A 22,030-nucleotide genomic window follows, 5' to 3' on the forward strand; every position below is an offset into this window, starting at 1 on the left:
CAAATCAGTCGTCATGATCGAGATCTTTCAGACTTGAGGATAAGCGCTTGCCGCTCGGGGTGGCGATGAAGTGAGACGGCTTGGATGAATGCATCGCGCAGGGCATTTGTATAGGTGTCCCCGACGATCAAGCCGGGGTCCATGCCTGCGTTCACCTGTTGCAATGGAACCTCCGCATATTTCAAAAGAGCTTGGGAGGCACCCATGACCAACAAGGTTTTACCGTGGCGATACGTGTCTTTGATGCAGTCCAGCGTGTGGGGTTCGTTGGCCAAATTGTTCACACATTGCTCCCCTTCAGGCAGCACCAAGGCGTCAAATAAAAAGCCCGGTTCGGTTTCGAGTGACGCATCCGCCACAAGCTCAACGCCATCGGCCGTTTTGACTGCACCGATACACGGCGCGACGAAAAGCGCAGCCGCGCCTTGCGCACAAAGTGCGGCATGCAAGGCGACGGCGCTTTTACCCAGCATGCCATCAGCGGCCAGGATGGCGATCTTGCGCCCGGTGATGGAACCATCTCCGGGGCGGGCAGTCAGCGACAGCAGTGAAGAAACCAAAACTTCAGCTTTGACGGGCTTGGCCAATGCCATCGGCATGGCGGGCGGAAGACTTGGCATGCCCAAGCCATCAGCCACCTGCTGAGCCAATGCTTCTGAGACGTTTCGCAGCGACGAGATCATGCGTTGGCGAATGGCGGGTACGGTCAGCTTGCTCAATTCAAAGCGGAATGCCGCGGCAATATGGGCCTGCTCCAGTGGTGTCTGACTTTTAAAAAACAAGGTGGCTTGGGTGTAATGGTCAGCAAACTTGTCGGGCTTGCCACGCATTTTTGAATGATCTTCCCGGGCCTGCAAACGCTCGGGCACCGTCACAAAGCCTTGGCTCGACCCTGCCTGAAACGGACACCCTCCACCGAGTGAATTGGGCTCATAAGACACGCGTCCTCGAGGAATGGCTTGACGGTGCATGCCATCGCGCTGGTTGTTGTGCACTTGATTGATCGGGCTGTTGATGGGGATTTCATGAAAATTGGGTCCACCCAAACGCGATATCTGGGTGTCCACATAGGAATGAATACGCCCGGCCAGCAAAGGATCGTTTGAGAAATCTATACCCGGTACGACATGTGCGGCGCAAAACGCCACCTGCTCGGTCTCTGCAAAAAAATTATCTGGATTGCGGTTCAGCACCATGCGCCCCACCAAGGTGACCGGAACAACTTCCTCAGGAATCAGCTTGGTGGCATCCAATACGTCGAAACTGAACTTGGCGGCTTGCTCTTCTGTGAAGATCTGCAGTCCCAACTCCCACTCAGGGAAGGCACCTGATTCAATGCGCTCCCACAGATCACGACGGTGGTAATCAGGGTCTGCTCCTGAAATTTTCACCGCCTCGTCCCACACCAATGAATGCGTGCCGAATTTGGGCTTCCAGTGGAACTTCACAAACACGGATTCGTCATCGGCATTCACCAATCGGAATGTGTGCACGCCAAAGCCTTCCATGGTCGCGTAACTGCGCGGAATCGCGCGATCACTCATGACCCACATGAGCATGTGAGTGGACTCGGGCATCAGCGAAACAAAGTCCCAAAAAGTGTCATGCGCACTTGCAGCCTGGGGCATTTGGTGATGCGGCTCGGGCTTCACCGCATGAATCAGGTCAGGGAATTTGATGGCATCCTGAATAAAGAAGACGGGCATGTTGTTGCCCACCAAATCCCAATTGCCCTCATCGGTGTAAAACTTGACGGCGAAGCCTCGCACATCACGCGCGGTGTCCTTGGAGCCGCGTTCGCCCGCCACGGTAGAAAAGCGAACAAACACCGGCGTGGACTTGTTGGCCGCTTGAAATGGTGCAGCGCGGGTGAGATGCGTCAAGGGCTCATAGCATTCGAAATAGCCATGTGCCCCTGAACCGCGTGCATGGACAATGCGCTCGGGAATGCGTTCATGGTCAAAGTGGGTAATCTTCTCGCGCAAAATGAAATCTTCCAACAAGACCGGGCCGCGCAAACCCGCCTTCAGGGAGTTTTGGTTATCGCTGACAGGCACGCCCTGGTTGGTCGTCAGCATTTGGCCGTCAGAATCCACGCGCACTCGGTCCAATGAAGCGATGCTCCCATTCATGCCTTGTGCTGCCACGCTCCCCGTCTTTTGCGTGCTGTTTTGCTCGGTCAGTGTGCTGCCCGAGGGCAGACGCGATTGGGCCTGTGCAGTCTGTCCAGCGCGCTGATTTCGAGCGTTTGCACGCCCATGCTCTAAACCTTTCTGGGTATTGAACGGCATACTCGCCGCCAAATTGTCTGTTTGCTGCGCCTTGTCGGCCGCACTGCTGCTCAGGTCTTGTGACGTACTTTTACTTTTGGTATTGCGTTTATTCATGCTGATACACCGCCTTTTCAATCATCAGGAAGCCAGAAAAAGAAATTGAAATCTCAAACCTATCGCATAAACAATGCAATCAAAATGATGATGGGAATTGGGATGCCGAGTAAATACAAAAGTACTGAACGCATAGATTTCCTTTTTGGGTTGTATGGATTGAAAAAATCCGGAGGCATTACCTGTCACGCTGGCGCCCGCCATAAATAGCGGTCCAGCTGGCCATAAAAGCCCCGGCAAGCATGGAAACGAATAACCATAAAGTCGCATAGGTGGATGCTTTGCGCGCCTTATCTGCTGCATCACGCGCAGACGTTTGTGCCGCCTTGAGTCTGGCTTGCATGCGGCTATAGACGTCATTGACCCGTTGTTCCGCTTCTTGCTGACTCAAACCCGTGCGTTGCGCAATGAGCTGAGCCGTGTAACTCGCATCCGCTGGAGGCAAAGGCCCAGAGCGCAAGGAATTCATGAAAATATGCGAGACCTCAGAACGCTGCTGCGCATTTCCCGACATGGCTCCACCCGTGTTGTCTCCAGCAGCATTACGAGGTGAGTTGGTTGAACCTGTAGAGGGCTGACTGCGAAACAGGGCGTCGAGAAAATAATCTGTTCGGTTGTTGTCTGCATCAAATTTTGAGGGCTCAGTATTGCCCAGTGCCACCCCCGCCATGGAGGCGCCATTGACAACGGTGGTGCCGACTTGAGTTGCCGTGCCAGCGATTGAACCGGCAAAAGAAGTCAATAAAGATGCCGTCGCCAAAGAAGCAATGGTCCAAGATAAAAAACCATGTGCCGTGTCGCGAAAATAGACTTCATTCGGATGAACCGATACCCAGCGTGTTCTCAGCCGACCCGCGATGTAACCCCCAAGTGCAGAGGCGATCACTTGTGTCAGGGCCAACCACCCGATCGTGGAGACCCCAAAACTGATGGCACTGATCCCTTTTTCGGACCAAGGCGATACGGCAGATAAACCTAAACCCGTCCCCAGTATCAACAAAATGAGCGACATGATGGCAGTCACTGCTGCTCCCGCTAAGATGGCGCCCCACGATACAGCACTGGCCTGAATATCAACAGATTTAGGCCTGTCAGCTCCGGTGTGTAAATCACGAGGGTCATGAATGATATTTCCCTCTGCAAGTGCTTCTGAAGTATTCATAATTATCCTGACTTGAATTGCAAATTGATAGAGTGCCTGTCATTGATAAACTGCATGGGCACCCCGAACAGGCAGTTATCTTTACGGTAAATGGATCTGTCCAATGCATCTGTGCGACTACCCACACATCCTGGAGGATATTGTTCGATGGTTCACCTTGTTGTTGCTTGGATTGGAATTTCAATGGAAATTAAATGTTCATTAAAATATAAATTTTATTAATTATTACTTACATTGTATTAATTTGCTTTCTAATTATTGCAGTTTAATAAATAAAACAATTGATGACGGTTTCAGCTGAATTTTCATAAACAAATTCATTTTCTGGACGTTTTTTTATGAGCGGCGTAAAGAAAATTGAGGGTGAATAAAATGCATGACAATCATGTAAATAACACGGACGACTTGAACTCAATTTGTTGAAATATTTACGAAATATTCAGTTGTTTTGTAAAGAGCCTGAGTCAGCCCCTCGCTGAGCTCAGGGTATTTTTCACAAATCACTTGTGTTGCGAACTGCCACGATCACCAGAACCTGACTTATTGCGGCTCCCTTGGCTCTTGTCATCGTCGTTCGTTTTTGATTTCTGATCACTTCCTTTGTGCTCACTCGATTTATGCGAAGTCGAAGATTCATGGGCACTCTTGGAACTTTTATCCCCAGACTTGGAACTGGAGTTGTCGGGCTGCTTTTGGGTCATGGAATATCCTTTTCATGGTTTGAAAATCAATGATCCGTAGGCCAACAGAACCTACAAATTCATACTAATCAAGGGGAAAATACCGCTCCGTGCGGTAGCCAACATGGCGCTGCAACAAATTGAAAAATTCAACAGGAGCGCTGACATGACCCCCGAAGAACTTTTGCAGCATCACGACCAAGGCCTTTTATGGGCGCAAGTGCCGGGCACAGTGGGCGGCCCCGATGGGGCGGCGGCCTATCAACAAGCCCTGGCAGTGCGTCAATTGCGCATGCAGCGCGGCGAAGTGCCCAAGGGCTACAAGATCGGCTTCACCAACCGCACGCTCTGGCAGCGCTACGATGTGTATGGCCCGATGTGGGGCACGGTCTGGGACACCGGACTGGTGTTTGCCGATGCGTCCGGCTCGGGCTCATGCAATATTGACCTGGCCCACACCTGTCAACCCCGGCTGGAGCCCGAAATTGTGTTTGGCATGCGCGCCACGCCACCAGCCAACGCCAGCTTGCAGCAATTGTTTGAGGCCATCGAATGGCTGGCGCCAGGCTTTGAAGTGGTGCAGTCGCATGCCCCAGACTGGAAATTCACCGCCACCGACACCATGGCCGACAGCGGTTTGCATGCCCGGTTGCTGGTGGGCCAGCGCCTGCCTGTGCGCAGCCTGGCCCCCGATGCGCAGGCCTTGCATGCCCTGTTGGCACAGGCTCAGGTCACACTGTTCAAAAATGACCAGAGGGTGGAGCAGGGCACGGGCGCCAACGTGCTGGACAGCCCGCTTAATGCCTTGCAGCACTTATTGCAAGAATTGCGCCAATGTCCAGGTTCCGCCGATTTGCAAGCGGGTGATGTGGTCACCACCGGCACCTGGACTGATGCATGGCCGCTGCTGTCCGGTGAAACCTGGCGCGCCGAGTTTTCGGCATCCTTGGGCAGCGTGAACGCCCGCATCCGTTAAAAGCCGAATGTCGGCCCTTCGCCGAAGCCAGCCATGTTGGAGTTGAAACTACCGACCTACGAGTGGGCTGTTGTAGGTCGGCGGCTTCAGCCCCGACACGGGCTCGCGCCAAAGCCAACAGGGTGGGGTCAGTTGCATTGACCCACAACAAGCCGTGCAGTGGCCCTTTCGTTAAAGCGGTTATTGACGCAAAGACCACTGAGCCGCGCTGCTAGACTCGGCCACTTTTAAAAATCCAACGCAGACATGCTCCACGATTCACCCATCGACATCGTTTATTTGTGGGTTGACGGGAACGATTCGAGCTGGCGTGCCAAACGTCAGGCGGCCCTGCAGCAACTCCCCAGCGACTCCAGCGCCGCCATGGCCCGTTACAGCAATGTCGAGGGCCGTTTTCGGGACAACCATGAGCTGCGCTACAGCCTGCGTGCGCTGGAGAAATTTTTCCCGGACCATGGCCATGTCTACATCGTCACCGATGCGCAGGCCCCCGATTGGTTGCGTCCATCTGACCGACTGACCCTGGTGGACCACCGCGACCTGATGCCCGAAGCGTCTTTGCCCACTTTTGACTCGGGGCATATCGAGTCCTGGATTCACCACATTCCGGGGTTGTCTGAGCGGTATTTCTATTTCAACGACGATGTGTTCTTTGGTGCCCCTGTGCAGTTGGATGACTGGTTTCATCCGGATGGCTTTCATGTGACGTGGTCGGATGACCCCGAGGTCAGCGACGAAGCCATGCGCATGGACGCCACTTCGCTTGAAAACGCTTGCCGTCTGTCGATCCAGTGGTTAAGCGACAAAGCTCGTTTGGGTTCAACCGCTTTGCGCGAGCAAGACCCGCTGTACCAAAACACATTCCGCACCTTTGCGCATTCACCCCGGCCCATGCTCAAGTCGATCTTGCTCGAGCTGGAAGAGACGGCCCCCGAATTGTTCGCAGCTGTCAGATCTACGGTTTTTCGCAGTTGGGACAAACCCACCATCGTGTCGGACTTTGTGCTGCGCTGGGCCTTGGCGCATGGGGTGGCGAGCGTCCGGCCATATCGCCATTGCTACGTGTCGACGGGCGAAGGCGACCAAGACGCGCAGTTGCAAGCCTTGGTGGCAGATTTCGGATCCTTGGATTTTTTTTGCATCAACGACACCACCGACGATGCACACACCAGTGACCCGCGCTTGCAAAATGTGCTGACAGTGTTGCAGTCGATCTTGGCCACGCCTTCGTGTTTTGAAAACGCGTGCTCGGCGGCGCAACAGATCGCAACGACCCATGTCACGTCGTTCGGTTTTCATGACCATTGCCCCTCTGCGCAGGCGCAGCATCCACCCAATGCTTTTGGGCTTCAGCAAAGGGCTTGAGCGTTCTGTCATGCCCTGGCGCATTGATTGTTAGCGCAAGGAATCAAGCGTGAGCTGTGAGGGCGGCAAGGGAAATTCCTCGTTGTCGAAATCATTCAGTGCTTGGCCCACAGCGGCGGTTGATGCCTGATGCGTATGCACAAGGTCTTTGCTGAGTTGTTTGGATTGGTGCTTGGTGGCGCGACCCCGAACCCGCATCCGCCACACTCTGAACGAGCGGGTTTTCAAGCGCGCACGCATCAAAGCGATCACCTGCGGTTCGCTCAATGCAAACTGCAAAGCAATGGCTTCAAACGGTGTCTCATCCTGCCAGGCCATGGCCACGACGATTGACGCATCAACTTCAGACAAGGCCGTTTGTGGTCGTGTATGTGGGGTCATGTCGAGGCCATCAATGGGCGATGTCAATGGGCCCTGTCAATGGGCGATGGCGGTTGATCGGGGATGCTGCCGGGTTGGTCGCTGTGCTGAACCTCAAAGCCATCGGCAATAAAGGCGGGGCCTTTCATCAGCATCACGATCACACAACCGATGCCCACCGTCAGCACCAGGGGCCAGTGCGCCACAACCACGCCGATGGCGATGTAAAGCCATTGGGTCCATACCCGCTGCGCCTCTGGTGTGCTGACCTCAAGCGTCCAGAGGTAAAACAAACCGACCAAGATCAGCGGTAAAAACGTACCCACCAGCCAAATCCATGGCAGTTTCTTCCAAAGAACCCATTCCAGACCAGAGGCGGTTCGGGTAAAACCCGGTAATTTTTTGAGCCAATTCATGCTGCTTTCCTTTGACGCCGTATTGACCGTTTGGTGGGGCCAGGCCGCGTGATGCATGCGAGCCCTGTTTCGCGCATCCCTGATTTCACACCTTCTGAAAACCCACGCGCAGCAGATGGGCAATGGTCAGACCGTCTAGCGATGGGGCTTATGGCAATAAGGCTGTTGTTTCTTGCCGCAGCATGCGCACCATTTCTTGCGCTGCGGGCGACAGGCTGCGGTTGCGCCGGGTCACCACGCCTATCGGGCGCTGGATGTCCGGGCCGGTCAGGCGCCGGGTGACCACGCCTTCTTGCTGGACAAAGGCGGCGGCCAGCTCGGGCAGGGCGGCCACGCCCAAACCTGCCTTGACCATGGCGTGGATGGTGGCGATGTGCTCGACTTCGTAACGTGGCTGGAAGGCGATGCGGTGCGCCATGAAGGCGGCGTTGGCGTATTGCCGCACGCTGGCGGGCAGCGGCATGGAGATGTGCGTCAACTCGAGCACTTGCAGCCAGTTCAGGGGGGCTTGGCTTTTGGCCAGGCGATGGCCCAGGGGCATCAGCAAGACAAAGCCATCGGCCGACAAAGGGGTGTAGTCCAGGTCGGCGTAGTCGGGGTTGGCGGCTGTGAGCGCAAAGTCCACCGTGCCTGCGCGCACCAGGTCAAACGCAGGGCCGGACAGGGTGTCGTGCAATTGCAGCGGAATCTGCGGGTACTGCGCCGCAAAGCGGGCCATGACGCGGGGCACCACCGTGGCCGCCAGTGAGGGCAGGGCGGCCAGGCTGACCTTGCCGGTCTGGACTTGCGTGATGTGTTGCACCCGCTGCACGGCTTCTTGCGTTTGGGCGTTGAGCAATTGGGCTTGTTCGACAAACACCTGGCCTGCGGCGGTCAGGTGCACGCTGCGGGTGGTGCGGTCAAACAGGCGCGTGGCCAGGGCCTCTTCGAGTCGGGCGATCACCCCCGACACCGCTGATTGAGACAAATGCACCTGCGCGGCGGTGCGCCTGAAGCTGCCGGTTTCGGCCAGCACCAAAAAGATGTCCAGGTCGCGGGGCGTCCAGTTGAGTTGCGCATTGATCTGCATAACGAATCAGTTTATAGAAAAATACGGCTGGACGAAGCAATGCACGGTTCCTAGACTGGGTGCACTTTCACAGACACTTGCTGGACTCATGATTTCTTCACACCTTTCACAAGCCCGCACCGTGGTGGTGGGCGGCGGCACCATGGGCATGGACGTGGCCATTGTGCTGGCCCGTGGCGGCAGCCAGGTTACCGTCATCGAGCCCGATGCGGCCAAGCGCCAAGCACTGGCTGCGCATGTGCGCCACAACCTGGAGCCCTTGGGCATGGCCCACCGCACTGAGCGCGTGCAAGCCGTGGCCGATTTGGCCGACGTGAGCTGGCCCGGCGTGAGCCTGCTGATCGAATGCATTCCTGAAAAATTGCCGCTCAAGCAAGCCCTGTTTGCGCGTCTGGCGCAACTGGCTGCGCCCGCGACGCTGCTGTGCAGCAACAGCTCCAGTTTCCCGATCAGCGCCATCGCCCAAGGCCTGCCCACGGCCGAGCGCATGCTGGGCCTGCACTTTTTCATGCCTGCGCATTTGGTACCGCTGGTGGAGGTGGTGCTGGGCTCCCAATCCCATGTTCAAGAAGCCGAGCAGCTGTGCGATTTCATGCGCGGCTGCGGCAGCGTGCCGGTGTTGGTGCGCAAAGACAAGCCCGGTTTTTTGGCCAACCGCATGCAGCACGCCCTGGCGCGTGAGGCCTTCGCCCTGATCGACGAAGGCGTGGCCTCGCCCGAAGACGTGGACGCAGCCGTCCGTTTTGGCTTTGGTTTCCGTTTTCTGGCGGCAGGCCCGGTCATGCAGCGCGACCATGCGGGCCTGGAGGTGCACACCGCAGCGGCGGCCAGCATGTACCCCAGCCTGGCCGTGAACGCTGAGCCCGCCCGCGTATTGCAAGAGCGTGTGGCCCGGGGCGACTTGGGCATGAAGACGGGCCAAGGCTTTTTCACCTGGACGCCCGAGACCCAAAAGGCCGAGCGCGAGCGCTACGACCGCTTGCTGCGCCAGGGCCTGGACCTGCTGGCGTCTGAGCTGCCGCCGCTGAACCCGCTCGATTGATTCCCCTTCCCAGTTTTTGACAAGGCAAAACCATGGCTGTTTTTTCGCACCCCCTGCTGATCACCGTCGCGCCCAATGGCGCCTACAAGCAGCGCCCTGACCACCCGGCCTTGCCGATTACCGCCACCGAGCTGGGGCAAACCGCCAAGCAGTGCCTGGATGCCGGTGCGGCCATGATCCACATGCACATCCGCGACGCAGAGAGCCGCCACAGCCTGGACGTGCAGGGCTACCGCGATGCACAGCAAGCGGTCAAGGCGGCGGTGGGCGATGAGCTCATCATCCAGATCACCAGTGAAGCGGCCCGTGTTTACAAGGCGCCCGAGCAAATCGCCATGGTCACCGCGCTCAAGCCCGAGGCCGTGTCCGTGGGTTTGCGTGAAGTGGATCAGCCCGAGATCGGCGAGGCCGGTCTGGCGCAGTTCTTTGGCTGGTTGGCCCAGGAACGCGTGATGACCCAGGTCATCGTGTACGACGTGGCCGACCTCCAGCGCTGGCAAGCCTTGCGGGCGCAAGGCGTGATCCCCGATGCGCCGTGGTCGCTCTTGTTTGTGCTGGGCCGTTATTCGGTCGGCCAGACCTCCGAGGCCAAAGACTTGTTGCCCTTTGTCATGGCCCACACTGGGCAAGAGCCGTGGTCCATGTGCGCTTTTGGTGCGGGCGAACACGCTTGCGCCACCACCGCTGCGGCCTTGGGCGGGCATGTGCGGGTGGGTTTTGAAAACAACCTCTTGCTCAACAACGGCCAGGTTGCCCCCGACAACGCCGCGCTGGTGCGGCAAGTGGCCGATTCGGCCCGCGTGCTGGGCCGCAGCCTCTACACCGCGCTGCAGGCGCGTGAAGCCTTTTTCGCGGCTTGAACATTACAAATATCACCGGAGACCACACCATGAAACGCAGCACTTTTTTCGCCGCCATGTCAGCAGCACTCTCAGCAGCCTTGCTGAGCGCCGCCTTGCCCTCACTGGCCCAGGACAACTACCCCAGCAAAACCATCCGTTTTGTCGTGCCTTACCCACCGGGCGGTCCGACCGACCTGATGGCGCGGTTGATTCAAGGCGAGCTGACCACGCGCCTGGGCGTGACGGTGGTGGTGGACAACAAGAGCGGCGCCGGTGGCAACCTGGGCAGCGCCGAAGTGGCCAAGCAGGCGCCTGCAGACGGCTACACCTTGCTGCTGGCCGCCAGCGGCCCCATGGCCGTGAACCCCACGCTGTACCGCAGCATGCCCTTTGTGCCCATGACCGATTTGGCGCCCGTGATCCAGATTTCTGCCTTCCCGCTGGTGCTTGAAGTGCACCCCAGCGTGCCGGTCAACAACGTCAAGGAGCTGATCGCGCTGGCCCAAAAGCCCGACAGCAAACTCGCTTTTGCCTCCGCTGGCAACGGCACGCCCCAGCATTTGGCCGGTGAGATTTTCAACACCCAGGAGAGCACCAAAATCACGCACATCCCCTACCGGGGTGCGGGGCCAGCACTCAACGACTTGATCGGTGGTCAGGTGCAAGTGATGTTCGACATTCTGGGCAGCTCCTTGCCCCACATCCAGGGCGGCAAGCTCAAGCCCCTGGCCGTGACTTCGGCCAAGCGTCACCCCTCATTGCCCAATGTGCCCACCATGATCGAGGCCGGTGTGCCGGGTTACGAGCTGACCGGCTGGCATGGCATCGCGGTGCGTGCGGGCACGCCAGCGCCCATCATCCAAAAGCTCAACACCACGCTGAACGCCATGTTCAATGAGCCCGAGTTCAAGAAAAAGTGGGAAGCCATTGGCACGCCCGTGGTGGGCGGTACAGCGGCGCAGTTTGGTGACTTGATCCGCAAAGAGACGGTTCGTTTGGGTCAGGTCGTCAAGAACGCCGGGGTCACGCTGGACTGAACCCCCTGTGAATGCACCCGGCCGCCAGGCCGGGTGTGAGGCGCAAGCCCGGCCTGGCGAGCGTTGGGTCAGACCCCGCCTTGCGGGTGTGTGGGGTCGATCCAGAGCACGGTCTCGGGCTTTTCGGCGGGCTCGATGTCCATGTTGACGGCCACCGCTTGACCATCGCTGCGGCACAGCACGCATTCGAGCGTTTCGTCTGCGCTGGCATTGATTTCCTGGTGCGGCACATAGGGCGGCACGTAAATGAAATCGCCCGGCCCGGCTTCGGCGGTGAACTCCAGCGCATTGCCCCAGCGCATGCGGGCTCGGCCTTTGACCACATAGATCACGCTCTCCAGTGGCCCGTGGTGGTGCGCCCCGGTTTTGGCATTGGGGTGGATGTGCACCGTACCGGCCCAGAGTTTTTGGGCGCCGACGCGGGCAAAGTTGATGGCCGCCTTGCGGTCCATGCCGGGTGTGGAGGGCACGTTGCCGTCGAGTTGGTCACCTGGCACGACGCGCACGCCGTCGTGTTTCCAGTCGGTGTGGGGGTGGTCGTGGTGAATGTCGTGTGTCATGTGGGTGGCTTTCTTGAAGGGGCTTGGGACGTGCGCGAGTCTCAGCTGCGTTGCCAGCTTTCGGGACGGTACAGCTTGAACAACTGCTCGGGCCCGATGGTGAAATAGTCGGCCGGGCCGCCCGCGCGCAAAACGTGCTCGGCATTGGCAGTGTCGTACACGCCGTCTTTGAGCAAACGCTCATCAATGTGCACCCCCACCACCTGGCCAAAAATCATCCAGGTGCTGACCTTCTGGCCGTCCAGGCCTTCCAACTGCAGGATCTGGGTGCACTTGCACTCAAAGCTGACCGGGCTTTCAGCCACGCGGGGCACGCTGACAATGCGCGACGCTTGCGGCGTGAGGCCTGCCACGTCGAACTCGCTGACCTCGGGCGGCACCGCATCGCAGGTCTTGTTCATGGCTTCGGTCAGCGGGCGCGTCACCAGGTTCCAGACAAATTCGCCCGTGGCTTCGATGTTGTTGAGCGTGTCCTTGCGTCCGATGCTGGAAAAGCCGATCAGCGGCGGCACGTAATTGAAAGCGCTGAAAAAGCTGTAAGGCGCCAGATTGAGCACGCCGCTGGCGCTGCGGCTCGACACCCAGCCGATCGGGCGCGGCCCGACGATGGAATTGAAAGGATCGTGTTTGAGACCGTGACCCAGGTGGGGTTCGTAAAAATGCGTCATGTCTGCACTGTATAGCGCGCAGCCCATGCCAAGCAGTCATGCGCAAGACATGTTGATCTTGCCGCACGCGTTTTAATGCGTCGGTGACCAAGTCGCTCAATACCGGTCAGCCATGCAGGCGCTGAGCCACCTGACACCCACGGAGACAACACATGGAATTTTCAGAACTCATCAAGGCCCGCAAAAGCGTTCGCGGCTACCAACAAAAACCAGTTCCTCGCGAGGTGATCGAAGAGATCCTCTCGGTGGCTAAATGGTCGCCCTCGTCGATGAACGCACAGCCCTGGCATGTGCATGTGGTCACGGGCGAACCACTGGATCGGATTCGCCGGGGCAACACCGAAAACATGGTCAAGGGTGTGCCACCCAAGCGTGATTTCCCGATGAAAGAGGCCTATGAGGGCATCCACCGCAAGCGCCAGGTGGACATCGCGATTCAGTTGTTCGACGCCATGGGCATCGCCCGTGATGACAAAGAGCGCCGCACCGATTGGGTCATGCGGGGTTTCCGCCAGTTCGACGCGCCTGTGTCGCTGGTGCTGACCTACGACAAATACCTGGAGCCCGCCGCCATCAGCCAGTTTGACCTGGGTGCTTTGTCGCACGCCATCGTGCTCGCCGCCTGGGAGCGGGGTCTGGGCACCGTGATCAACGGGCAGGGCATCATGCAGTCGGCTGTGGTGCGCGAGCACGCGGGCATTCCGGACGACCAGAACATCATGATCTGTATCGCTTTGGGCTACCCGGACGAAGACTTTGTGGCCAACACCGTCAAGTCGGTGCGCGAGGACGAAGCCAACTTTGTGCGTTATGTCGGTTTTTGACCGGATGGCCCGGCATGGCGCATTTCCCTGTAGGCGCTTGCCCTGCAAGCAAAAAGCCAGAGGTCCACATGCGCCGCATCGCCAGCAGGGCTGGCTCCTACAAAAACCATGACCTCGCTCAACGCCTTTCCTTGTGATTATTTTTCCTTTTGAGCTAAGACCACCATGACCGATTCATTGACGAGCGACGAACTGACCTTTCGCGACGAAGTGCGCGCCTTTTTGGCCGCTGAGCTGACCGACGAGATCCGTCTGGGCGGGCACCGCACCTCGGGCATTTTTTCGGACTACGAGGTGGGCATTCCGTGGCAGCGGATTCTGGCCAAGCGCGGCTGGGCTGCGCCGCACTGGCCAGTTGAGTGGGGTGGCTGCGGCTGGACGCCCCGGCAACACGACATTTTTGCCAGCGAGATGGCGGCAGCCGATGCTCCCAAGGTCTCGCCCCTGGGCTTGGTGATGGCTGCGCCCGTGCTGGTCGCCTTTGGCACACAGGCTCAAAAAGAGCGCTGGCTGCCCGACTTGCGCAACGGCGTGAGTTACTGGTGCCAGGGCTACAGCGAGCCGGGCTCCGGCTCCGACCTGGCCTCTCTGCAATGCCGTGCCCGCCGCGAAGGCAACGAATGGGTGATCAATGGCTCCAAAATCTGGACCACCCACGCCCACCGCGCCACGCACATGTTTTGCCTGGTGCGCACCGACAGCAGCGGCAAACCGCAGCAAGGCATCAGCTTTTTGATGTTTGAGTTGAACAACCCAGGCATCCAGATCCGGCCGATCACCAGCATCTCGGGCGACCACGAGTTCAATCAGGTCTTTTTTGACGAAGCCCGCGTGCCCGCTGACGCCCTGATTGGCGAAGAAAACCAGGGCTGGACCATTGCCAAATTTTTGCTGGAGCACGAGCGGGGCGGCTCCTCTGCGCCGTTCTTGCGGGGTCGTCTGGCGCGGCTGCACGAGTCCTTGCGCGATGCGTTTGCATCAGGACACGCAGACTCCGAGCACGAAGACATCACCTTGACCCTGGCCAACGCGCAGTGCCGCATCGACGCCTTGCACGCCTGGGAACAACAGGTGCTCACGGCGCGCATCGGTGGCGGCGCGCAGCCTTGCTGGTTGCCTGCAGCCCCCTCGATGGGCAAAGTGCTGGCGACCGAGCTCAAGCAGTACCTGACCGAGCTGGGACTGAGCATTGCCGGCCCTTACGGTGCCACCAGCCTCACGGTGGAGGAGGCCAGTGCGCACACGCTGCCTGTGCCCGAAGAGTCGGTGTTCGCCACTCGTGCGTATTTGAACGACCGTGCCGCATCGATTTATGGCGGCACCAACGAAGTGCAGCGCAACCTGATTGCACGCCACATTTTGGGCGCCGAAGTGGTAGAGCCCGTGGTGCCCACCGACGAAACGCAGGCCATGCTGCTGGCCAGTTTGCAAGGCTGGCTGCAAGACAAGTTTCCTTTCGACAAACGCGCTCAAATGATTGCCACACCTGAAGCGATGGCGCCGCTGTGGCAAGGCTTGAGCCGTGAGCTGGGCCTCTTGGGTGCGGCACTGCCCGAACACTTGGGTGGCATGGGCGGTGGTTTGCCCGAGCAAATGCTGATCTGCCAGGCCCTGGGCGCGGCCTTGGTGGCCGAGCCATATAGCAGCACCGCCGTGCTGGGCGCGACCTTGCTGCAAGCGCTGAGCGACCCGGCAGCCGATGCTTTGCTGCAAGGCCTGGCCGACGGCCAAGTGCGCTTGGCCGTGGCGGCGCTGGAGCCCGCTGGGCGGACTGACTTGAGTCGGGTACAGACCCGTTTGCACAACTCGAACGGCCAGTTAAACATCAGCGGGCTCAAAGCCCTGGTTCGCGGCGCAACTGGGGCGACGCACTGGCTGGTGAGTGCGCGAGACGAATCGGGCCAACTTCGTATTGGCCTGATCGACCCCGCAGCCAGCGGCGTGCAGCGGCGCGATGTTCACCTGATCGACGGTGCCTGGGCGTCAGAGCTGGCCTTTGACCAAACGCCCGTGCACGCCGTCTTGGGCCAGGCAGACGCAACGGCTGCACTCATGCAAGCCTGGGACACAGCCACCTTGGCCGCAGGCGCCGAAGCTGTGGGCGTGATGCAGGCCCTGATGCGCGACACGCTCAACTACACCAGCCAGCGCAAACAGTTCGGTCAGCCTTTGGCGGCCTTCCAGGCCCTGCAACACCGCATGGCCGACATGTACCTCGCGCTCGTTCAAGCTGCTGCCGCAGTAGGTGCTTGTGCCGATGTGACGGGCGACAGCCCGGAGCGCCGCGTCGAGCGGGTGTCATCGGCCCATGTGACGGTGCTGCGTGCGGCCCGCTTGGTGGGGCAGGGCGCGGTGCAGTTGCATGGCGGCATGGGCATGACCGACGAGCTGGCTGTGGGCCATGGCTTCAAGCGGCTGACGGTGATTGAGCAGCAATTTGGCGGGGTGGCGCAGCATTTGCGGCGGGTGGCGGCTTCTCGTTCAGGCCTTGGGTCATGAGCATGTCTTCTTGGCAGACCCCATGTCGGGGCTGAAGCCACCGACCTACAAGGCAAAGTCTTTGTGTTGTGTAGGTCGGTGGTCGAAGACCCCGACATGAACCCGCGCAACCCCCATCGCCGTGCTTGATGCCGTGCTTGTGGCCCCAGTGTCGGACTCTTCGTGTGCCGACCTGCGAAAGTCAAGATTTTCGCGCTGTAGGTCGGCAGCTTCAGCTCCGACGTTTTAGGCGTTGGCACAGGCCCATGTCGGGGCTGAAGCCACCGACCTACAAAAATCAAAATTTGGCCCTGTAGGGTGGTACTTGAAGAGTTCGAAAGGGTGATGGAACGGGTGCCTCAGCCTCGCATCAACTTCTGAATCAAATCCGCCGCGCCTGAAGCTTCGTATTTGCGCATGAGCTTGACGCGGTAAATCTCCACGGTGCGGTGGCTGATGCCCAAAGCTTTGCCAATCTCTTTGCTGGTCAGGCCGTCCATCAGGTGGGCGGCGACTTCGCGTTCGCGGGCGGTGAGTTCGGCCTTCACGGGTTTGCGCTCCGACAGGTCTTCAAAGGTCCAGATGCCTGCCTCGTGCGGCGCGTCACGGTTCAGGGCTCGGCCCGTCACATGGCACCAGAAGGTCTCGCCTTTGAAGCGGCCATCGACCCGTTTCATGACGCGGTCGTCGGCGTACACGCCCTTGGCGTTCAGGATGGGGGTGATGCGCTGGCCGGTGCGCTCATACTCGTCAGCGCTGGGGTAGAGCAGCTGAAAGGTCTGGCCAATCAGTTGTTCGCGGGGTACACCAAACATTTCGCACACGCGCTGGTTGCAGTCGACCATGGTGCGGTTTCGCGAGAGCACCATGCCGATGGGGGCCAGGTCAAAGGCCAGGCGGTAATCGATGTCCTGTGTCATGGGGACGCTTTTTGTAGGCGCCAGCCTGCTGGCGATGGATTTTGGTGAGCGCGTTATCGCTTGCAGGCGATCTCCCACACAACAGCCCATGTCGGCTGGGTTGCTCTAAGGGCCGCCCTCTACGAAAAACTACGTAGTTGATTACGTAGTATCGTAGCGTTCTCTTTCCTGAATGGAGTTTGGCGTGAACAAGATTTTTCCATCCGCAGCCGAGGCCTTGAAGGGCATCGTGGCTGACGGGCAACTCATTGGCGTGGGCGGTTTTGGCCTGTGCGGCATTCCCGAAGCCCTGATCGACGCTTTGCGCGACAGCGGCATGCAAAACCTGACCGCGATTTCCAACAACGCAGGCGTGGACGATTTTGGTCTGGGCAAGCTGCTGCAAACCCGCCAGATCAAGAAGATGATTTCTTCTTATGTGGGCGAAAACAAAGAGTTTGAGCGCCAATACTTGGCCGGTGAACTTGCGCTGGAATTCACGCCCCAAGGCACGCTGGCCGAGAAGCTGCGCGCGGGCGGCGCGGGCATCCCGGCCTTCTTCACCAAGACCGGTGTGGGCACCTTGGTTGCCGAAGGCAAGGAGCTGCGCGAGTTCGACGGCGAGACCTATGTGATGGAGCGCTCTTTGGTGCCCGACGTGTCGCTGGTCAAGGCGCACCGCGCCGACAAGTCCGGCAACCTGCAGTTCCGCTACACCTCGCGCAACTTCAACCCTGCGGTGGCCATGGCGGGCAAGATCTGCGTGGTCGAGGTCGAGGAGATCGTTGAGACCGGCGAGATGCACCCCGACAGCGTGCACCTGCCTGGCATTTATGTGCACCGCATTGTGCTGAACAAGCACCCTGAAAAGCGCATCGAGAAACGCACGATCACCGAGAAAGCAGGAGCCTGATATGAGCTGGAGTCAAGACCAAATGGCCGCGCGTGCGGCCCACGAACTGGAAGACGGTTTCTATGTGAACCTGGGCATCGGCATCCCGACGCTGGTGGCCAACTTTGTGCCTGCAGATAAAGAAGTTTGGCTGCAAAGTGAAAACGGCATGCTGGGCATTGGCCCTTTCCCGGTCGAAGACGAAGTCGATGCCGACCTGATCAACGCGGGCAAGCAGACGGTGACGACCATCAAGGGTTCGTCGATTTTTGGCAGCGAGCAGTCGTTTGCCATGATCCGTGGCGGCAAGATCAACCTGTCGATCCTGGGCGCGATGCAGGTGAGTGAAAAGGGCGATCTCGCCAACTGGATGATCCCCGGCAAGATGGTCAAGGGCATGGGCGGTGCGATGGATTTGGTGGCGGGCGTCAAGCGCGTGATCATCTTGATGGAACATGTGGCCAAGAAAAAAGACGGTACCGAAGACCTGAAGATTTTGCCCAGCTGCACCTTGCCTCTGACGGGCGTGGGCGTGGTCGACCGCATCATCACCGACTTGGCCGTGATGGACGTGACCGACGCGGGCCTGATGGTGGTTGAGTTGGCCCCGGGTGTGACGCCGGAGTTGCTGCAAAGCAAGACGGGTGTGAAGCTGATTTTCTGAACCTGAAATACTCGAACTTCATAAAAAGCCACGAATTTCGTGGCTTTTTTATTTTTTATGACAAATTTTCGAATTGAATTCAAATAATTAAAATCAATTTCTGGCTGCTACGTATTCTCGAATGATCAAATTTCGTACAAAATAGTAATTTTTGACGGTTTCTGGAATGTCGACTCCAAATTCAGATCGCGTACGCGGTGACCTCTTGCGCGAATGGCGTGTTGCGCAGCAGCTTGAAATGAGCACGGTGGCCAGGCGCGTGAATTTGTCATCCGCCCAGATTCAGCAATTGGAGGAGGGGGGGGCCTCCTTGTTTTATTCCGAAGCCATCAAGCACAACGCCGCCCGTAAAGTGGCGTTGGCTTTGAACGGGGATCCTGCCAGCGTCATTCGCATCGTGGCTCACGAAGACGGTCAAGGCGCTCTGGCGCATCAAGGTGTACAGGTTCTCGATGAGTTGGTTCAGTTGTCTGAACTGCAAGCGAAATCGGAAAAAAACAAATCATCTTCCGCGCATCGAATTATTCACCCGCTCGTTTGGTTGGGGGCTTTGTCGGCGGTGTCTGTTGGCGCCGCGTGGCTGTATCAGCAGCCTGAACTGATCAAACCTTGGGTGTCCATGGATTGGGTGCCTATGCATTGGTTTGAATCCAAACCGCCCGTGCTTCCTGCCCCCGAGCCACAAGCGCCTGCGCCAGATACGGTGGCCGATGCATCGGATGCGCAGCCCAGCTCGGTGGCATCCCAATCAGAAGCCTCTGCACCTATTGCTTTGGCGCCCGCTGACACTGCGTCGCCCAGCAGTCCAGCATCGACAGCGGTGGTGGCTGTAGCGTCGCCCGATGCGCTGTGCCAGAGCACCGAGCCGGGCACCTTGTTGACCTCAAAAATCCCCAGCAAAGCCGGTGACATGGTGTACATCGTGCCGCTCAAAGCGGGATCGGTTTGTGCCAAGGATGGCGCTGGCAAGAACACGGTGCTGACTTTGCAGGCGAAAGAGGGACGCAGTGTGTATGGTCCCCCTCCATGGCGTTTGTATTTTGAACACATGGATCAGGCGCAGGTGTATTTCCAGGGCGAGCGTTTGCGTTGGCCCGAGGTGCCCACGCGCTCGATTGTCCTGCGCGAAGTCAAACCGCAATAAGCCGCTTGGTGTGCACCGCGCACCAGCCCTTGATGACTTGCTGGGCCCCTTTGGGGGCCTTGTTTTTTGGTGCGTTCAGTTGGCTTCAAAAATTTGGTGTTGGGGCCGTTTGCAGCTGGGCCTCAAGTTGAGCCACTTGATGACGCAAGCGCTCATTTTCTGCAGTCAATTCCGCCACCTTTTGCTGCAAGACGCCAAGAGTTGGAGGCTCTGAGTCTTCATGCGCCGTTGACTCTTCCTTGGGGGGCTTGCGGTTCACTTCACGCACGCGTTTAGCCGCTTGCTTGAGCTCGTCCTTGCCGCCCAGCGCGGCGGTTTTTTGCTCTTCTGCGGGCAGTGAAGCCACAGCCGCAGCCGCGTTGATGGAGATCGTGCCTGCTTTGACCGCCGCCACCAACTCAGGCGCTGCCTGCTTCTGGATTTTTTCGATCTGCACGACCTGGCTGTTGCTCAGGCGGGCGGCTTTGGCAATGTCGGCGCGGCTTTTGAGTGGGTTGGCTTCGCTTGCAGCGATGTCCTGTGACCCTTCTTGCGTTGACGGATCGGCCGAAGTCGCATCTGTTTCTACCGTGGCGGCCACGGCAGTGGCACGGCGCTCGGCCAGAATCTCGCGCTTGCGCAAAGCCAGCACGCCGCGCTGAAAATCCGACACGCTGCGCCTGCCCAAGTGCTGGTCGATCATCCACAGGTGCACATCTTCCATGGATTGAAAGCGCGGGTTTTGCACCGTCTGAAAGGGCAGGCCGTGTTTTTGGCAAATGCCATAGCGGTTGTGCCCGTCGACCAGCACATCGCCCCACAACACCAACGCATCGCGGCAGCCTTCCGCCAGGATGCTGCGTTCCAGCGCGGCGTGTTCGTCGGGCGTCAAGGGGTCGATGTAGGCTTTGAGTTCTTCGAGGACGGTGATGTTCATGGGCGCTGCCATTCAAAATGCCGAAGGCCCCTTGCGGGGCCTTCTTTCATGCTGGAGCGGGCGAAGGGAATCGAACCCTCGTTATTTGCTTGGGAAGCAAAAGTCCTACCATTAAACGACACCCGCGAAGGCGTGTAGTTTACTTCAGGATATCGCCCATGCAGAGGTATTTGATTTCCACGTAATCGTCGATCCCGTGGTGTGAGCCTTCGCGGCCCAGGCCGGACTGTTTGACGCCACCAAAGGGCACATGCTCGGTGGCCAAAATGCCCACGTTGATGCCCACCATGCCGTATTCCAGCGCTTCGCTCACGCGGAAGATGCGGCCCACGTCGCGGCTGTAGAAGTAGCTGGCCAGGCCAAACTCGGTGTTGTTGGCCGCGTCAATGGCTTCTTGTTCGGTCTTGAATTTGAAGATGGGTGCAAACGGGCCGAAGGTTTCTTCCTTGGCGCAGACCATGTCGGCCGTGGCATCGGCGATCACCGTGGGTTCAAAGAACTGGCCGCTCAGGCGCTTGCCACCGGTCAGCACGCGGCCGCCTTTGGCGATGGCGTCTTTCACATGGCGCTCGACCTTGTCGAGTGCGGCAGGCTCGATCAGCGGACCCTGGTTCACGCCGTCCTCAAAGCCGTTTCCGACCTTGGCAGTTTGGACCTTGGCGGCGAACTTGGTGGCGAACTCTTCGTACACCGCTTCTTGCACATAGATGCGGTTGGAGCACACACAGGTCTGGCCCGCGTTGCGGTATTTGCTGGCAAAGGCACCTTCCACGGCGCTGTCGATGTCGGCGTCTTCAAACACGATGAAGGGCGCGTTGCCGCCCAGCTCCAAAGACATTTTCTTGACGGTGGGGGCCGATTGCGCCATCAGGATGCGACCCACTTCGGTGGAGCCGGTGAAGCTGATGTGGCGCACCACGTCGCTCGCGCACAGCACCTTGCCCACGGCAATCGAGTTGTCGCTGTCGGCGGTGACCATGTTGAGCACTCCGGCGGGGATGCCCGCACGAATGGCCAGTTCGGCTGCTGCCAAGGCGGTGAGCGGTGTCAGCTCGGCTGGCTTGATGATCACCGGGCAACCCGCAGCCAGGGCCGGTGCGACTTTGCGGGTGATCATGGCCAGCGGGAAGTTCCAGGGCGTGATGGCCGCGCACACGCCAATCGGCTGCTTGAGCACCAGCAGGCGCCGGTTGTTGTCGAACTGGGGCAGGGTCTCGCCATTGATGCGCTTGGCTTCTTCGGCAAACCACTCGACAAAGCTGGCGCCATAGGCCACTTCGCCTTTGGCCTCGGGCAGGGGCTTGCCTTGCTCGGCGGTCATGATGCGGCCCAAGTCGTCTTGGTTGGCCATCAGCAGGTCGTACCACTTGCGCAAGATGATGCTGCGCTCTTTGGCGGTTTTGGCTTTCCAGGCGGGCCAGGCAGCGTTGGCTGCGGCAATGGCTTGCTCGGCCTCGGCAGGGCCCAGATTGGCCACATCGGCTAAGTGCGCGCCTGTGGCCGGGTCGGTCACGGCAAAGCGGCTTGGGCCAGCGACCCATTGGCCGTTGATCAGGGCGTCGGTCTTGAGCAGGCTGGGGTCGTTCAGCTTGGCGAGGGGTGGGGCGAGGGGGGATGTGGTCATGGTGTTGTGGGCTTGTGGTGTTGGA

20 protein-coding genes and 1 tRNA gene are annotated in these 22,030 nt (G+C 58.9%); 10 read left to right on the forward strand and 11 right to left on the reverse strand.

All coding sequences use genetic code 11. The features are described from left to right. Positions 1-11 precede the first annotated feature (11 nt). Positions 12-2,387, reverse strand: a complete 2,376-nt coding sequence (locus B9Z51_RS14415) for a catalase (protein ID WP_108375806.1) — start codon at positions 2,385-2,387, stop codon at positions 12-14. Positions 2,388-2,565: 178 nt separating this feature from the next. Next, positions 2,566-3,549 (reverse strand): hypothetical protein, encoded by a 984-nt coding sequence (locus tag B9Z51_RS14420; RefSeq protein WP_233254976.1) that lies wholly within the window; start codon positions 3,547-3,549, stop codon positions 2,566-2,568. An 846-nt stretch (positions 3,550-4,395) separates the two neighbouring features. Between B9Z51_RS14420 and B9Z51_RS14425 the strand changes: the two genes are divergently transcribed. Both B9Z51_RS14425 and B9Z51_RS14430 read left to right on the forward strand, forming a co-directional pair. Beyond that, entirely contained in the window at positions 4,396-5,205 is an 810-nt protein-coding gene (locus B9Z51_RS14425) for a 2-keto-4-pentenoate hydratase (RefSeq protein WP_108376037.1), read from the forward strand. Positions 5,206-5,451: 246 nt separating this feature from the next. Next, positions 5,452-6,570, forward strand: coding sequence for a stealth family protein (locus B9Z51_RS14430; RefSeq protein WP_233254977.1), 1,119 nt, complete (start codon positions 5,452-5,454; stop codon positions 6,568-6,570). 30 nt (positions 6,571-6,600) lie between these two features. Here B9Z51_RS14430 and B9Z51_RS14435 read toward each other — a convergent pair whose 3' ends face one another. From B9Z51_RS14435 to B9Z51_RS14445, 3 genes are all read right to left on the reverse strand, one after another. After that, positions 6,601-6,951 carry a TIGR03643 family protein gene (locus B9Z51_RS14435; protein ID WP_108376038.1) on the reverse strand — a complete coding sequence of 117 codons (351 nt, stop codon included), beginning with the start codon at positions 6,949-6,951 and terminating at the stop codon, positions 6,601-6,603. A gap of 23 nt (positions 6,952-6,974) precedes the next feature. Next, positions 6,975-7,346, reverse strand: coding sequence for a hypothetical protein (locus B9Z51_RS14440; protein WP_108376039.1), 372 nt, complete (start codon positions 7,344-7,346; stop codon positions 6,975-6,977). 148 nt (positions 7,347-7,494) lie between these two features. Then, positions 7,495-8,415: a LysR family transcriptional regulator gene (locus B9Z51_RS14445; protein ID WP_108375807.1), complete on the reverse strand. Its 921-nt coding sequence runs from the start codon at positions 8,413-8,415 to the stop codon at positions 7,495-7,497. An 88-nt stretch (positions 8,416-8,503) separates the two neighbouring features. Between B9Z51_RS14445 and B9Z51_RS14450 the strand changes: the two genes are divergently transcribed. Genes B9Z51_RS14450 through B9Z51_RS14460 form a run of 3 tightly spaced genes read left to right on the forward strand, consistent with a single transcriptional unit; the run spans position 8,504 to position 11,336 of the window. Next, positions 8,504-9,457 carry a 3-hydroxyacyl-CoA dehydrogenase family protein gene (locus tag B9Z51_RS14450; RefSeq protein ID WP_108375808.1) on the forward strand — a complete coding sequence of 318 codons (954 nt, stop codon included), beginning with the start codon at positions 8,504-8,506 and terminating at the stop codon, positions 9,455-9,457. 32 nt (positions 9,458-9,489) lie between these two features. Beyond that, a complete protein-coding gene (locus B9Z51_RS14455) occupies positions 9,490-10,317 on the forward strand; it encodes a 3-keto-5-aminohexanoate cleavage protein (protein WP_108375809.1) in 828 nt (275 codons plus the stop codon). Between the two features lie 29 nt (positions 10,318-10,346). Next, complete coding sequence (locus tag B9Z51_RS14460; protein WP_108375810.1) at positions 10,347-11,336, forward strand: tripartite tricarboxylate transporter substrate binding protein; 990 nt, start codon at positions 10,347-10,349, stop codon at positions 11,334-11,336. A gap of 68 nt (positions 11,337-11,404) precedes the next feature. On the opposite strand, the gene B9Z51_RS14465 is transcribed toward B9Z51_RS14460, so the two are convergent. Both B9Z51_RS14465 and B9Z51_RS14470 read right to left on the reverse strand, forming a co-directional pair. Beyond that, the gene (locus B9Z51_RS14465) at positions 11,405-11,896 is read right to left on the reverse strand and encodes a cupin domain-containing protein (protein WP_108375811.1); all 492 of its coding nucleotides are present in this window, start codon (positions 11,894-11,896) and stop codon (positions 11,405-11,407) included. 41 nt (positions 11,897-11,937) lie between these two features. After that, the gene (locus B9Z51_RS14470; protein WP_108375812.1) at positions 11,938-12,564 is read right to left on the reverse strand and encodes a flavin reductase family protein; all 627 of its coding nucleotides are present in this window, start codon (positions 12,562-12,564) and stop codon (positions 11,938-11,940) included. A 152-nt stretch (positions 12,565-12,716) separates the two neighbouring features. Between B9Z51_RS14470 and B9Z51_RS14475 the strand changes: the two genes are divergently transcribed. Further along, complete coding sequence (locus B9Z51_RS14475; protein ID WP_108375813.1) at positions 12,717-13,388, forward strand: nitroreductase; 672 nt, start codon at positions 12,717-12,719, stop codon at positions 13,386-13,388. Between the two features lie 165 nt (positions 13,389-13,553). Next, positions 13,554-15,887: an acyl-CoA dehydrogenase family protein gene (locus B9Z51_RS18905; protein ID WP_108375814.1), complete on the forward strand. Its 2,334-nt coding sequence runs from the start codon at positions 13,554-13,556 to the stop codon at positions 15,885-15,887. 338 nt (positions 15,888-16,225) lie between these two features. Here B9Z51_RS18905 and B9Z51_RS14485 read toward each other — a convergent pair whose 3' ends face one another. Next, positions 16,226-16,786: a PAS and helix-turn-helix domain-containing protein gene (locus tag B9Z51_RS14485; RefSeq protein WP_108375815.1), complete on the reverse strand. Its 561-nt coding sequence runs from the start codon at positions 16,784-16,786 to the stop codon at positions 16,226-16,228. A 184-nt stretch (positions 16,787-16,970) separates the two neighbouring features. On the opposite strand from B9Z51_RS14485, the gene B9Z51_RS14490 reads away from it, so the two are divergent. From B9Z51_RS14490 to B9Z51_RS14500, 3 genes are all read left to right on the forward strand, one after another. After that, positions 16,971-17,678, forward strand: a complete 708-nt coding sequence (locus B9Z51_RS14490; protein WP_108376040.1) for a CoA transferase subunit A — start codon at positions 16,971-16,973, stop codon at positions 17,676-17,678. A 1-nt stretch (position 17,679) separates the two neighbouring features. After that, positions 17,680-18,321: a 3-oxoacid CoA-transferase subunit B gene (locus tag B9Z51_RS14495; RefSeq protein WP_108375816.1), complete on the forward strand. Its 642-nt coding sequence runs from the start codon at positions 17,680-17,682 to the stop codon at positions 18,319-18,321. 259 nt (positions 18,322-18,580) lie between these two features. Then, positions 18,581-19,465 (forward strand): hypothetical protein, encoded by an 885-nt coding sequence (locus B9Z51_RS14500; RefSeq protein WP_233254978.1) that lies wholly within the window; start codon positions 18,581-18,583, stop codon positions 19,463-19,465. Positions 19,466-19,550: 85 nt separating this feature from the next. Here the strand turns inward: B9Z51_RS14500 and B9Z51_RS14505 are convergent, their stop codons facing one another. The 3 genes from B9Z51_RS14505 to B9Z51_RS14515 form a co-directional block, all read right to left on the reverse strand. Beyond that, complete coding sequence (locus tag B9Z51_RS14505) at positions 19,551-20,381, reverse strand: plasmid replication/partition related protein (RefSeq protein ID WP_108375818.1); 831 nt, start codon at positions 20,379-20,381, stop codon at positions 19,551-19,553. Between the two features lie 52 nt (positions 20,382-20,433). Then, positions 20,434-20,507: transfer RNA gene (locus tag B9Z51_RS14510), tRNA-Gly, on the reverse strand. Positions 20,508-20,520: 13 nt separating this feature from the next. Further along, a complete protein-coding gene (locus tag B9Z51_RS14515) occupies positions 20,521-22,005 on the reverse strand; it encodes an NAD-dependent succinate-semialdehyde dehydrogenase (RefSeq protein WP_108375819.1) in 1,485 nt (494 codons plus the stop codon). Between the last annotated feature and the right edge of the window lie 25 nt (positions 22,006-22,030).

This window comes from Limnohabitans sp. T6-5, assembly GCF_003063315.1.
GTDB lineage: Bacteria > Pseudomonadota > Gammaproteobacteria > Burkholderiales > Burkholderiaceae_C > Limnohabitans_A.